The 12,804-nt window shown below is 40.9% G+C and carries 13 protein-coding genes and 1 pseudogene; 11 read left to right on the forward strand and 3 right to left on the reverse strand.

The annotated features are described in order from the left end of the window. The first annotated feature begins 17 nt into the window (after positions 1-17). The 10 genes from EL097_RS05155 to EL097_RS05200 all read left to right on the forward strand — a co-directional run bounded on the left by EL097_RS05155 (position 18) and on the right by EL097_RS05200 (position 8,315). The gene (locus EL097_RS05155; protein WP_003045024.1) at positions 18-242 is read left to right on the forward strand and encodes an acyl carrier protein; all 225 of its coding nucleotides are present in this window, start codon (positions 18-20) and stop codon (positions 240-242) included. Between the two features lie 197 nt (positions 243-439). Beyond that, positions 440-1,411, forward strand: a complete 972-nt coding sequence (gene fabK / locus EL097_RS05160; RefSeq protein WP_003045021.1) for an enoyl-[acyl-carrier-protein] reductase FabK — start codon at positions 440-442, stop codon at positions 1,409-1,411. Positions 1,412-1,436: 25 nt separating this feature from the next. Continuing rightward, positions 1,437-2,357: an ACP S-malonyltransferase gene (gene fabD / locus EL097_RS05165; protein ID WP_003045019.1), complete on the forward strand. Its 921-nt coding sequence runs from the start codon at positions 1,437-1,439 to the stop codon at positions 2,355-2,357. Between the two features lie 11 nt (positions 2,358-2,368). After that, entirely contained in the window at positions 2,369-3,103 is a 735-nt protein-coding gene (fabG, locus tag EL097_RS05170) for a 3-oxoacyl-[acyl-carrier-protein] reductase (RefSeq protein WP_003045015.1), read from the forward strand. Between the two features lie 14 nt (positions 3,104-3,117). Next, entirely contained in the window at positions 3,118-4,350 is a 1,233-nt protein-coding gene (fabF, locus tag EL097_RS05175) for a beta-ketoacyl-ACP synthase II (protein ID WP_003045011.1), read from the forward strand. A 1-nt stretch (position 4,351) separates the two neighbouring features. Next, positions 4,352-4,858 (forward strand): acetyl-CoA carboxylase biotin carboxyl carrier protein, encoded by a 507-nt coding sequence (accB, locus tag EL097_RS05180; protein WP_003045009.1) that lies wholly within the window; start codon positions 4,352-4,354, stop codon positions 4,856-4,858. Further along, positions 4,855-5,277 carry a 3-hydroxyacyl-ACP dehydratase FabZ gene (gene fabZ / locus EL097_RS05185; protein ID WP_003045007.1) on the forward strand — a complete coding sequence of 141 codons (423 nt, stop codon included), beginning with the start codon at positions 4,855-4,857 and terminating at the stop codon, positions 5,275-5,277. Before accB ends, fabZ begins: the two co-directional genes overlap by 4 nt. Before the next feature lie 31 nt (positions 5,278-5,308). Next, a complete protein-coding gene (gene accC / locus EL097_RS05190; RefSeq protein ID WP_003045004.1) occupies positions 5,309-6,673 on the forward strand; it encodes an acetyl-CoA carboxylase biotin carboxylase subunit in 1,365 nt (454 codons plus the stop codon). An 8-nt stretch (positions 6,674-6,681) separates the two neighbouring features. Then, a complete protein-coding gene (accD, locus tag EL097_RS05195) occupies positions 6,682-7,548 on the forward strand; it encodes an acetyl-CoA carboxylase, carboxyltransferase subunit beta (RefSeq protein WP_003045001.1) in 867 nt (288 codons plus the stop codon). Continuing rightward, complete coding sequence (locus EL097_RS05200; RefSeq protein ID WP_003044998.1) at positions 7,545-8,315, forward strand: acetyl-CoA carboxylase carboxyl transferase subunit alpha; 771 nt, start codon at positions 7,545-7,547, stop codon at positions 8,313-8,315. The genes accD and EL097_RS05200 overlap by 4 nt, the downstream gene beginning before the upstream one ends. A gap of 223 nt (positions 8,316-8,538) precedes the next feature. Here the strand turns inward: EL097_RS05200 and serS are convergent, their stop codons facing one another. After that, positions 8,539-9,816, reverse strand: a complete 1,278-nt coding sequence (gene serS / locus EL097_RS05205; protein ID WP_003044997.1) for a serine--tRNA ligase — start codon at positions 9,814-9,816, stop codon at positions 8,539-8,541. 402 nt (positions 9,817-10,218) lie between these two features. Here serS and EL097_RS05210 point away from each other — a divergent pair. Continuing rightward, positions 10,219-11,282 (forward strand): annotated as a pseudogene (locus tag EL097_RS05210) (acyltransferase family protein). 107 nt (positions 11,283-11,389) lie between these two features. On the opposite strand, the gene EL097_RS05215 reads toward EL097_RS05210, so the two are convergent. Together EL097_RS05215 and EL097_RS05220 are read right to left on the reverse strand one after the other, a co-directional pair. After that, complete coding sequence (locus EL097_RS05215; protein ID WP_003044994.1) at positions 11,390-11,764, reverse strand: DUF956 family protein; 375 nt, start codon at positions 11,762-11,764, stop codon at positions 11,390-11,392. Between the two features lie 113 nt (positions 11,765-11,877). After that, positions 11,878-12,789: a PTS system mannose/fructose/sorbose family transporter subunit IID gene (locus EL097_RS05220; protein ID WP_003044991.1), complete on the reverse strand. Its 912-nt coding sequence runs from the start codon at positions 12,787-12,789 to the stop codon at positions 11,878-11,880. Between the last annotated feature and the right edge of the window lie 15 nt (positions 12,790-12,804).

The raw sequence follows: 12,804 nt of genomic DNA on the forward strand, positions 1-12,804 counted from the left end.
TTTAAGGAGAAATAAAAATGGCAGTATTTGAAAAAGTACAAGAAATTATCGTTGAGGAACTTGGTAAGGAAACAGAAGAAGTGACTTTGGAAACAACTTTTGATGATCTTGACGCAGATTCACTTGATGTTTTCCAAGTTATCTCAGAGATTGAAGATGCCTTTGATATCCAAATTGAAACTGAAGAAGGCTTGAACACTGTTGGTGACCTTGTTGCTTACGTTGAAGAGAAAACAAAATAAATCTAGGAATGACTGATATAGCAGCAACGTGTTAAATGTTAGCTGCCCATGTCCCTATCATAACTGGACAAGATAATAGGCATTAGTCAAACCGTTGGGGTGAGATTAGACTCTTTTTGGGATCTAACTCGCTCTTTCTTCTTACCATGATAGTTTGATTATCAAATTATTCTCCTTATTGTTTATAGAAAGTTATTATGAAAACACATATTACAGAATTACTTAATATTGATTATCCCATTTTTCAAGGAGGTATGGCTTGGGTTGCTGATGGAGACCTAGCAGGTGCAGTATCCAATGCCGGTGGTTTAGGAATCATTGGCGGTGGTAATGCTCCAAAAGAAGTTGTTAAAGCCAATATTGATCGCGTCAAGGCCATTACTGACAAACCCTTTGGTGTAAATATTATGCTCTTGTCACCTTTTGCCGATGATATTGTTGATTTGGTTATTGAAGAAGGTGTCAAAGTTGTCACAACAGGTGCAGGAAATCCAGGGAAGTACATGGAGCGGTTGCATCAGGCGGGAATAATTGTTATTCCAGTTGTTCCAAGTGTGGCTCTTGCGAAACGGATGGAAAAATTAGGTGTTGATGCAGTGATCGCTGAAGGTATGGAAGCTGGAGGACACATTGGTAAATTAACGACCATGACTCTTGTGAGACAAGTGGTTGAAGCAGTATCTATTCCTGTTGTTGCAGCAGGAGGGATTGCTGATGGCCACGGAGCAGCAGCAGCCTTTATGCTAGGTGCAGAAGCTGTCCAGGTCGGAACTCGCTTTGTTGTCGCCAAAGAATCTAATGCGCACCAAAACTTCAAAGACAAAATCTTGAAAGCTAAAGATATTGATACGGTGATTTCTGCTCAGGTTGTAGGTCATCCTGTTCGTTCTATAAAAAACAAATTGACCTCAGCTTATGCCAAGGCTGAAAAAGAATTTTTGACCGACCAAAAGACAGCAGATGATATTGAAGAAATGGGGGCGGGCTCACTTCGCAATGCAGTTGTTGATGGTGATGTGGTCAATGGTTCGGTTATGGCAGGTCAGATTGCTGGTCTTGTTAAGGAAGAAGAAAGTTGTGAGGCCATTTTAAAAGATATTTATTATGGTGCAGCTCAAGTTATTCAAGAAGAGTCCAAGCGCTGGCAATCTATTTCTTTAGATAACTAAATTAACAAAATAAAGGATGATGACAATGACAAAAACAGCCTTTTTATTCGCTGGTCAAGGTGCTCAAAAATTAGGGATGGCAAGAGATTTCTATGATAATTTTGCTATTGTCCGTGACACTTTTGATCAAGCTAGTCAAGTATTAGGGTATGATTTACGCCGTTTGATTGATAGTAACCAAGAAAAATTAAATCAAACCAGCTACACTCAACCAGCTATTTTGACATCATCAATTGCCATCTATCGTGTTTTGGGCTTGCATCACATTAAGCCAGACATGGTAGCAGGTCTTTCTCTAGGAGAATATTCAGCATTGGTGGCATCAGGAGCGCTTTCTTTTGAAGACACCTTGGCTCTGGTTGCTAAGAGAGGTCGCTTGATGGAAGATGCTGCTCCAGTAGGTTCTGGGAAAATGGTTGCGGTCATGAATACGGACGCCAAAGTGATTGAAGAAGTCTGTCAAATAGCTGCTGAACATGGAGTGGTTGCTCCAGCAAACTATAATACTCCTAGTCAAATTGTGATTGGTGGTCAAACAGATGCTGTAAATGTTGCGGTTGAATTATTAAAGGAAAGAGGTGTCAAACGACTGATTCCCTTAAACGTGTCAGGTCCCTTCCACACGGCTTTGTTAAAACCAGCCAGTCGTTTATTAGCTTGGGAATTGGAACGGTATAACTTCAATGACTTCAAAATTCCCCTTGTTGGTAATACCGAAGCTAGTATTATGGAAAAAGACCGTATCCCCGAATTGTTGGCCCGTCAGGTGATGGAACCTGTTCGTTTCTATGACAGCATAGCTACCTTGACAGCAAATGGGGTAACTCAGGCTATTGAGATTGGCCCAGGCAAGGTTTTGACAGGTTTTGTAAAAAAAATTGACAAGCAGTTGCCATGTAACAGTATTGAGGATATGGTAGGCCTACGCTCATTTTTAAATAGATAGAGAGGAAACTCATGGAAATTAAAGGAAAAAATATCTTTATTACAGGTTCAACAAGAGGTATCGGTTTAGCGATGGCTCATCAATTTGCTAGCTTAGGGGCTAATATTGTCTTGAATGGTCGCTCTGCTATTTCTGAAGAGCTTATCGCCAGCTTTGCCGATTATGGTGTAACAGTTGTTGCTATTTCTGGAGATGTTTCAGAATCATCAGATGCCAAACGTATGGTTAATGAAGCGATTGAGAGCTTAGGTTCGATTGATGTTTTAGTGAACAATGCTGGTATTACCAATGATAAATTGATGCTCAAAATGACGGAAGAAGATTTTGAACGTGTCTTGAAAATCAATTTGACTGGTGCTTTTAACATGACTCAGTCGGTACTAAAACCAATGACTAAGGCTCGCCAAGGAGCTATCATTAATGTCTCTAGTGTGGTTGGTTTAACAGGTAATGTTGGACAAGCGAACTATGCAGCTTCTAAAGCAGGATTGATTGGCTTTACCAAATCTGTTGCCCGTGAAGTTGCTGCTCGTAACATTCGAGTGAATGCTATTGCACCAGGTTTTATCGAGTCTGATATGACAGGTGTCCTCCCTGAAAAAATGCAGGAGCAAATTTTAGGTCAAATCCCAATGAAACGTATCGGAAAAGCGCAAGAGGTTGCTCAACTAGCGAGTTTCTTGGCTGAACAAGATTATATTACAGGACAAGTTATCGCTATTGATGGCGGAATGACAATGCAATAAGGAGACGTAGTGAAATGACATTTAAAAGAGTAGTTGTAACAGGTTATGGCTTAACATCTCCAATCGGGCATGATCCTGAAACATTTTGGAACAATCTGAAAACTGGTCAAATCGGTATTGGCCCTATTACCAAATTTGACACAACCGATTATGCGGTCAAAAATGCAGCTGAAATTCAAGATTTTCCTTTTGATAAGTACTTTGTAAAAAAAGATCTAAACCGTTTCGACAGGTATTCCTTATATGCTCTTTATGCGGCTATGGAAGCTGTTGAGCATGCTGGTTTAGATATTGACACTATTGATGCTGACCGTTTTGGAGTCATTGTTGCTTCAGGGATTGGTGGTATCCAAGAGATTGAAGAACAAGTCATTCGCCTACATGAAAAAGGGCCAAAACGTGTGAAACCAATGACCTTGCCAAAAGCCTTGCCAAATATGGCTGCAGGTAATGTTGCCATGAAATTGAAAGCACAAGGAGTATGTAAATCAATTAATACTGCCTGCGCTTCTTCAAATGATGCAATTGGAGATGCCTTCCGCGCTATTAAATTTGGAATTCAAGATGTCATGATGGTTGGTGGCTCCGAAGCGGCCATTACAAAATTTGCCATTGCTGGTTTCCAAAGCCTGACAGCCTTATCAACAACTGAGGATCCAAGTAGAAGTTCTATTCCATTTGATAAAGACCGCAATGGCTTTATCATGGGAGAAGGGTCAGGAATGCTTGTTTTAGAAAGTCTTGAACATGCTCAAAAACGTGGGGCAACAATCTTAGCAGAGATTGTTGGTTATGGCAATACCTGCGATGCTTATCACATGACCTCACCACATCCAGAAGGCTTGGGAGCTCGTAAAGCCATTCATTTAGCCTTGCAAGAAGCCGGTATTGAAGCTGATGACATTGACTATGTTAATGCGCACGGAACATCAACGCCAGCTAATGAAAAAGGCGAGAGCCAAGCGATTGTAGCTGTTCTTGGTAAGGACGTTCCAGTGTCTTCAACCAAATCATTTACAGGTCATCTTCTTGGTGCTGCAGGAGCTGTGGAAGCTATTGCAACTATTGAAGCTATACGTCATAACTATGTTCCAATGACGGCTGGTACTCAAGCCTTGTCAGAAGATATTGAAGCAAATGTCATCTTTGGGCAAGGAAAAGAAGCAGCTATCAAGTATGCCATTTCAAATACCTTTGGTTTTGGTGGTCACAATGCGGTACTAGCATTCAAGCGTTGGGAGGACTAAAGTGAATATTCAAGAAATCAAGGATTTGATGGCTCAATTTGATAGCTCAAGTCTACGTGAATTTTCATTCAAAACAAGTGAAGGCGAGTTAGCCTTTAGTAAAAATGAACAACACTTCGTTCAATCTGCACCCAGCCAAGAGCAAGTAATACCTGCACCACAGCTACCCCTTGCTCCGAATCCAGTAGCTTCGGAAGTTTCTACTCAAGTCTCAACACCAGTTAAGGAGGTACTTGTCGAGAAGCAGTCACAGGCTGAACCTCTTGCAGCTGAGGGAGATATTGTTGAAAGTCCACTGGTTGGGGTAGCTTATTTGGCATCCGCTCCAGATAAGCCACCATTTGTGGCGGTAGGTGATATGGTTAAAAAGGGGCAAACCCTTGTGATTATCGAAGCTATGAAGGTCATGAATGAAGTACCTGCTCCATGTGATGGTGTGGTTACAGAAATCTTGGTGGCAAACGAGGATGTTATTGAGTTTGGACAAGGATTGGTGCGGATTAAATGATGGATATTAGAGAAATTCAAGCAGCTTTGCCTCATCGTTACCCAATGTTATTGGTTGATCGAGTGTTAGACGTTTCAGACGACCACATTGTTGCCATTAAAAATGTCACCATCAATGAGCCTTTTTTCAACGGGCATTTCCCCCAGTATCCAGTGATGCCAGGCGTTCTTATTATGGAAGCTCTAGCACAGACGGCTGGTGTCTTAGAATTGTCAAAAGAAGAAAATAAAGGCAAGTTGGTCTTTTACGCTGGAATGGATAAAGTGAAGTTCAAAAAACAAGTTGTTCCAGGTGATCAGCTTGTGATGACAGCGACCCTTATCAAGCGTCGCGGTACCATTGCTGTCGTTGAAGCTAAGGCAGAAGTTGATGGCAAGCTAGCGGCAAGCGGAACATTGACCTTTGCTTTCGGACAATGAGAATGACTGTTCTGCGGAGGAAGAAACCCTTATGTTTAAAAAAATCTTAATTGCCAATCGTGGTGAAATTGCAGTGCGTATCATTCGTGCTGCACGAGAATTAGGGATTTCCACAGTTGCCGTTTATTCAGAAGCGGATAAGGAAGCTCTGCACACGATTTTGGCAGACGAAGCCATCTGTATTGGGCCTGCCCGTTCCAAGGAATCCTATCTTAATATGAATTCGGTCTTGTCAGCAGCTATTGTGACAGGAGCCCAAGCGATTCACCCAGGGTTTGGTTTTTTAAGTGAAAACTCAAAGTTCGCTACCATGTGTGAAGAGATGAATATTAAATTTATCGGTCCATCTGCATCGGTTATGGACAAAATGGGGGATAAAATCAATGCCCGTTCTGAAATGATTAAGGCAGGTGTACCCGTTATTCCTGGTTCAGATGGTGAAGTTTTCAATGCCCAAGAAGCCTTGATTATTGCTAATAAGATTGGCTATCCTGTTATGTTAAAAGCATCAGCAGGTGGTGGTGGTAAAGGTATTCGGAAAGTGGAAACAGAGGCGGATTTAGAGGCAGCTTTCAATGCTGCTAGTCAAGAAGCCTTGGGTGCTTTCGGAAATGGTGCTATGTATCTGGAAAAAGTGATTTACCCAGCTAGACATATTGAGGTGCAGATTTTAGGTGATTCCCATGGAACGATTATTCACTTGGGAGAACGGGACTGTTCGTTACAGCGTAATAATCAAAAAGTTTTGGAAGAAAGTCCATCAATTGCTATTGGAAATACCCTTCGACAGAAAATGGGACAAGCTGCTGTTCGAGCAGCCCAAGCTGTGGCCTATGAAAATGCAGGGACTGTTGAGTTCTTGTTGGACGAAGATAGTGGGGAATTCTATTTCATGGAAATGAATACTCGGGTTCAAGTTGAGCATCCTGTAACTGAATTTGTGACAGGTGTGGATATTGTCAAAGAACAAATTCGAATTGCTGCAGGACACCCACTTTCGGTTTCTCAGGAAGAGGTCACCATCACAGGACATGCCATTGAATGCCGTATCAATGCAGAAAATCCTGCCTTTAATTTTGCACCAAGTCCGGGGAAGATTACAGATTTGTACTTACCAAGTGGCGGTGTAGGCTTACGAGTCGATTCAGCTGTTTACAATGGCTATGCCATTCCTCCTTATTATGACAGCATGATTGCTAAAATCATCGTTCATGGAGATAATCGTTTTGATGCCCTGATGAAAATGCAACGTGCCTTATTTGAATTGGAAATTGAAGGCATTATCACCAACACAGATTTCCAGCTAGATTTGATTTCAGATAAGCGAGTGATTGCAGGAGATTATGATACCTCTTTCTTAATGGAAACATTCTTGCCACATTACAATAAAGATTAGGAGAAAATATGGCCTTATTTCGTAAAAAAGATAAATACATCCGTATTACTCCCAATAATTCGCTCAAAGGTTCCGTTAGCCACAATATCCCAGAAGTTCCTGATGAACTCTTTGCCAAATGCCCAGCTTGTAAGCACATGATTTACAAGAAAGACTTGGGTTTGGCAAAGATTTGCCCAACCTGTTCTTACAATTTTAGGATTTCTGCCCAAGAGCGATTGGCGTTAACAGTTGATGAAGGCTCTTTCCAAGAACTATTTACCAGTATTGAAACTAAAGATCCTTTACATTTTCCAGGTTATCAGGAAAAATTACAAAAAGCCAAGGAAACAACTGGCCTGCATGAGGCTGTCTTGACAGGGAAGGCAATGGTAAAAGGACAACAAATTGCCCTTGCCATTATGGATTCTCATTTTATTATGGCTAGTATGGGAACAGTTGTCGGGGAAAAGATTACCCGATTGTTTGAATTGGCTATTGAAGAAAACTTGCCAGTGGTGATTTTTACAGCTTCAGGAGGCGCTCGTATGCAAGAGGGTATCATGAGCCTCATGCAAATGGCCAAAGTCTCTGCAGCTGTGAAACGGCATTCTAATGCAGGTTTGTTTTACTTGACTATTTTGACAGACCCAACCACTGGTGGGGTAACAGCTAGTTTTGCCATGGAAGGGGATATTATTCTGGCAGAGCCTCAATCCTTGGTTGGTTTTGCAGGTCGTCGTGTCATCGAGACTACAGTTCGCGAGAACTTGCCAGATGATTTCCAAAAAGCAGAATTTCTACAAGATCATGGTTTTGTAGATGCTATTGTGAAACGAACAGAGTTGCGAGACAAGATTGCCCATTTGGTAGCATTTCATGGAGGTAGCCAATGACAGTTGTATCAAAAGTTCTAAAAGAAGCGCGCGATCAAGGGCGTTTAACGACTTTGGATTATGCAAGTCTTGTTTTTGATGACTTTATAGAATTGCATGGGGATCGTCATTTTTCAGATGATGGTGCTATTGTAGGTGGTTTGGCTTACCTGGCGGGACAACCTGTTACGGTCATTGGTGTTCAAAAAGGTAAGAATTTGCAGGATAATTTGGCAAGGAATTTTGGTCAGCCCAATCCAGAAGGTTATCGAAAAGCCCTACGCTTAATGAAACAGGCGGAAAAATTTGGACGTCCTGTTGTCACCTTTATCAATACAGCAGGAGCTTATCCGGGAGTTGGTGCGGAGGAACGTGGTCAAGGGGAAGCCATCGCTAAGAATTTGATGGAAATGAGTGACCTCAAGGTTCCTATTATTGCCATCATTATTGGAGAAGGCGGATCGGGTGGTGCCCTAGCCTTGGCTGTTGCAGACCAAGTTTGGATGCTTGAAAATACTATGTATGCAGTCCTTAGTCCAGAAGGTTTTGCTTCTATTTTATGGAAGGACGGTTCAAGGGCGACAGAAGCTGCTGAATTGATGAAGATTACAGCAGGCGAACTGTATCAAATGGGAATAGTAGATCGTATTATTCCAGAACATGGTTACTTTTCAAGTGAAATCGTTGACATGATTAAAGCTAACCTCGTCGAACAACTGGCTAACTTGCAAGCCAAACCATTGGACCAATTATTGGATGAGCGCTACCAACGCTTTCGTAAATATTAACAACATCCTTTTGAGCTTCTTTCCCTTAGTCTGTGTTATTAATTAGGGGAAGACTCAATAGGATTTTTTGCATTGTGTTTGACAACAGAGGTTATAATTTAAAAACTTCATACGAAAAAAGCTGAGTGTATCTCAGCTTTTTGGACTTGTTATTTTTAGATTATAGGTAAAATAAAGGATCCATTGACACCTTTTGCAGATAACAATGAGCTCTATGCCTTCATTATTTTGGTGAAATAAGGTCTTGACCTCCCATATAAGGACGAAGAACTTCGGGAATGGTAACAGAACCATCTTCATTTTGGTAGTTTTCTAAAATGGCAGCAACGGTACGTCCAACCGCAAGTCCAGAACCATTGAGGGTATGAAGAAGTTTGACTTTGCCATCGGCTTCATCACGGTAACGGATTTGAGCGCGTCGTGCTTGGAAGTCTTCTGTATTTGAACAGGATGAAATTTCACGGTAGGTGTTTTGTGCAGGAATCCAAACTTCCAAGTCATAGGTTTTAGCAGCTGAGAAGCCCATGTCACCAGTGCAAAGGGTAATGACACGGTATGGCAAGCCAAGTTTTTGCAAAATATTTTCAGCATTAGTTGTCATTTTTTCTAATTCTTGGTAAGATTCTTCTGGCTTAGCAAATTTAACCATTTCAACCTTATGGAATTGGTGAAGGCGAATAAGACCACGTGTGTCACGACCAGCAGATCCCGCTTCAGAACGGAAAGATGGGCTCATTGCAGTAAAGTAAATTGGTAATTCTTTGCCTTCTAGAATTTCTCCACGGTAATAATTAGTCAAAGGCACTTCGGCAGTTGGAATAAGGACAAAGTTGGTGTCTGCTAGTTCAAAGGTGTCTTCTTTGAATTTTGGATATTGTCCAGTTCCAAACATGGAATCATGATTGACCATGTATGGCGTGATGATTTCTTGATAACCTTCTTTGATATGCTCATCAAGCATGAAGTTGTAAAGGGCACGCTCCAAACGAGCACCAAGATTTTTATAGAATAAGAAACGAGCACCGGTTACCTTTGCCCCACGTTCCCAGTCTAAAAGATCAAGGTCCTCACCAATATCCCAATGAGCCTTGATGTCAAAATCAAAATCACGAGGCGTTCCCCAACGGCGAACTTCCACATTATCCTCTTCATCAGCTCCTAGGGGAACAGAATCATGAGGAGTATTAGGTAAGACTGTGATAATCTCAGTCACTTGTTGGTCAATATCAGCTAGTTGATTGTCAATGGCTTTGATGTCAGCAGAGACTTTTTGCATGTCAGCAATTTGTTGGCTGGCATCTTCTTTTTGACGTTTAGCTTGCGCAATCGCAGCAGAAGCAATATTACGCTCAGCTTTTAATTCTTCTGATTGGACCAACAGGGCACGGCGTTTTTCATCAAGTTCTTTGAGATGGGTCAGGGTGTTTTCAGAAACACCGCGAGTTTTTAATTTGGCAGCGACAGCGTCAAAATCGGTACGGATACGTTTAAGATCTAGCATAAATAAACTCCTTTAAGATCGTTATTAGTAGCTGTCAGTGAAGCAAGGCTGAGTGAGACCGTTGGACCTTGTGATTCTCTGACGATAGAAAAAGCACAGCTTATGAAGATGCTGGAGCGCTTTGGCGCGGTTCCATCCAGCTTCACAATCTGTGCACTTAATCCTTATTCTGTTTGCAACACGGTAGAATTTCATATCAGATTTCCTATCTGTTCACAGCGACCACAGACTTTCTGTAAGGAAAAAGGATATTACTTATCCGTTAGCACTATTATAACAAAAATTAGGAAAAAGTAAACTCAAATCAGCTTATCTTTTCTCCTAAAAATCCATCAGGTAAGAAAAAAGGTAAGATAACTTATTAGTGGTTTTTTAGAAAAAAACTTATGGTACACTAAAATGATGTTACAGAAGAAAGAAGTATCCTCTCAAAAACACCATTACGGCTTGAATCTCTTATGTATTATTTCCACGTTTATGATCGTGATTACGCATGTCCTAGGAAAGGGTAGGGTGATTTAAGATCGACCGTTGAAGGGCAAACAGATGCTTATTTTATCACGATTTGGGCTATTCAGATTTTTGTCTATGGTGCGGTTACTTGTTATGCTCTTATTAGTGGTTATATGGGTTTGTAGTCTTATTAGAGGTATTCCAATTATTAGCCATTTGGATTCAAGTTTTTTTTTATACATTTGGGACGACTTTGGTTTTTGCCTTACTCGGATTTCCTGTTACAGCAAGTAACTGGTGTCAAGCCTTGTTCCCAATTGTCAGTGGTAACTATTGGTATATGACTACCTATTTTGGTTTCTTAACTGTTATGCCAATAATCGATGGCGGTCTAAGAGCCATGTCTAATCACCAATTAAAGCATTTAGTGATTTTAATGTTACTGGTTTTTTCACTGGTGCCTGCTCTCACATGAATAACAGAGTAGCAGAGTTCTCACTGAGCAAGAGTTTTGAAATGACTTGGTTAATGATTTTCTATATTATTGGAGTTTACCTGAGAAGGATTAATCTAGATGCCTTAAAAATAAACTATTTGATGCTAACTTATGTATTGTCCTTAGTCGCAACCTATACCATGACATTTATGGTAGGGGATATTTGGTACTGGTAGGTTTCACCAACCTTAACTTTGGGATCTATTGCTCTCTTTATTCTTTTTGCTAAAATGACGTTTAAACCTAATAGTTTGCTTTTGTCCTTTATTCTTATGGTGTCACCCACTACCTTGGGAGTCTATTTGGAGTATCTTCCTCCCTTGCTAGTGAAGGTTCTTATTCGGGGGGGTGCCGAACCTCTTGTTAATGCTCCTATCCTCCTTTATCTTTTGGTGTCAGTTTTCTAATTTACGTCCTTGCTTTTGTCCTTGAAAAGGGACGAATCCTCCTCTTCAAATGCCTTGGTTTTCATAGGGACTTAGCTTGGGGTGATACTACCTTTCCATTTGAAGAATAAAAGATGAAGAATATGTCTGAGTGACAACTTTTGGAAAAAAAGAGTTCAGCTCTGCTATTTTTCAAACAAAGTTAAGAGTTTCTATTAAAAAATCAGAGCTAGCTAGGCTACTCTGATTTTTTTGATTTGCGAAAGATTTTCTTGATAAGTGTCTGAATCAAGGTTGGTAATTTGATCACTTTCTCATTGCCAATATGCTGGCGGGTGATTTTTAAGATTTTTCCAGATTCTTTGGAAGCAAATAAAAACTTGCCTTGGTCGGTAAAAATTTCAAAGTGGCGACTGATTTTTTTTCCTGACACATTGGCACCAATTTGATTAATAGCTGTCCAAGGGATTTGAATATAATCATTCACGTTTTTATCGTTGTAAAATTCAAGGGCCTTGTCACCAAGTAAGATGTGACCGACTTTACCTCCCATTCCAAGGTAGGAGACGGCCTTTGTCTTGTATTCGACACTTGTGTTTAAAGATTGAGCCATTTGAGTTCCTTTCACTGCTTAGTTGTAGTTATTATATCATATTTTAAGCGGCTTTTAACCTGTGTGGTCAATAAAAAAGAAGCCTGAGTTCATCTCAGACTTCCATTGGTTGATTACATAATACCTGCAAGGTGAGCAAGGATACCAAATGCAAACAAGCCGATGATGATTGCGATTGGAGAAACTTTTTTCTTCAATAACCACATGCAAAGGAATGTAAGCAATAGTCCAGCTAAACCTGGGATAAGTGAGTTCAACTGACCTTGAAGGGTTTGAGCTTGAACTTTATCAAGACTCATACCACTAATTGCTTGGCCAAGGATTGTTTTCAACTCAGCACCTTTAACAGCGCCGTCTGGGAAGACCACATAAGCCCCTTCTGATAATTGTTTACCAGGAAGATCGATAGTGAAGTTGATGGATACCCAACGTTGAACAAGTACGGCAAGGATAAACATACCAAGGATTGAAGCCCCTTTAGTGATGTCTTGAAGGATACCACCTGACATGTCTTTAGTAATTTCAGAACCAGCTTTGTAACCAAATTCTTGGGTATACCATAAGAAGGCCATACGGATGATGTTCCATCCAAAGAAGAAGAGAAGTGGACCAACGATGTTGCCAGATTGGGCTAATGAAGCCCCAAGAGCACCAAGGATAGGGCGTACTGTAAACCAGAATACTGGGTCACCGATACCAGCAAGAGGTCCCATCATACCGATTTTAACCCCTTGGATAGCTTTGTCATCGATTGGAGTGCCGTTTGCGCGTTCTTCTTCAAGGGCAAGAGTTACACCGATGATTGGAGCAGCAACGTATGGGTGAGTATTAAAGAATTCCATGTGACGCTCAAGAGCAGCAGCACGGTCTTCAGGAGAGGCATACAATTTTTTAAGAGCAGGGATAAGTGCATAAGCCCACCCCATGTTTTGCATACGTTCGTAGTTCCAAGAACCTTGTAAGAATTGTGAACGCCACCAAACACGTTGACGGTCTGATTTAGTTAATTTGATTTGTTCAGTCATTTGGTCTTACCCCTT

The sequence above is a fragment of the Streptococcus canis genome (assembly GCF_900636575.1).
Taxonomy (GTDB): Bacteria; Bacillota; Bacilli; order Lactobacillales; family Streptococcaceae; genus Streptococcus; species Streptococcus canis.

Coding starts and splice junctions, on each gene's coding strand:
- EL097_RS05155 (WP_003045024.1), top strand. CDS start 18: ATGGCAGTATTTGAAAAAGTACAAGAAATTATCGTTGAGGAACTTGGT.
- fabK (WP_003045021.1), top strand. CDS start 440: ATGAAAACACATATTACAGAATTACTTAATATTGATTATCCCATTTTT.
- fabD (WP_003045019.1), top strand. CDS start 1,437: ATGACAAAAACAGCCTTTTTATTCGCTGGTCAAGGTGCTCAAAAATTA.
- fabG (WP_003045015.1), top strand. CDS start 2,369: ATGGAAATTAAAGGAAAAAATATCTTTATTACAGGTTCAACAAGAGGT.
- fabF (WP_003045011.1), top strand. CDS start 3,118: ATGACATTTAAAAGAGTAGTTGTAACAGGTTATGGCTTAACATCTCCA.
- fabZ (WP_003045007.1), top strand. CDS start 4,855: ATGATGGATATTAGAGAAATTCAAGCAGCTTTGCCTCATCGTTACCCA.
- accC (WP_003045004.1), top strand. CDS start 5,309: ATGTTTAAAAAAATCTTAATTGCCAATCGTGGTGAAATTGCAGTGCGT.
- accD (WP_003045001.1), top strand. CDS start 6,682: ATGGCCTTATTTCGTAAAAAAGATAAATACATCCGTATTACTCCCAAT.
- EL097_RS05200 (WP_003044998.1), top strand. CDS start 7,545: ATGACAGTTGTATCAAAAGTTCTAAAAGAAGCGCGCGATCAAGGGCGT.
- serS (WP_003044997.1), bottom strand. CDS start 9,816: ATGCTAGATCTTAAACGTATCCGTACCGATTTTGACGCTGTCGCTGCC.
- EL097_RS05215 (WP_003044994.1), bottom strand. CDS start 11,764: ATGGCTCAATCTTTAAACACAAGTGTCGAATACAAGACAAAGGCCGTC.
- EL097_RS05220 (WP_003044991.1), bottom strand. CDS start 12,789: ATGACTGAACAAATCAAATTAACTAAATCAGACCGTCAACGTGTTTGG.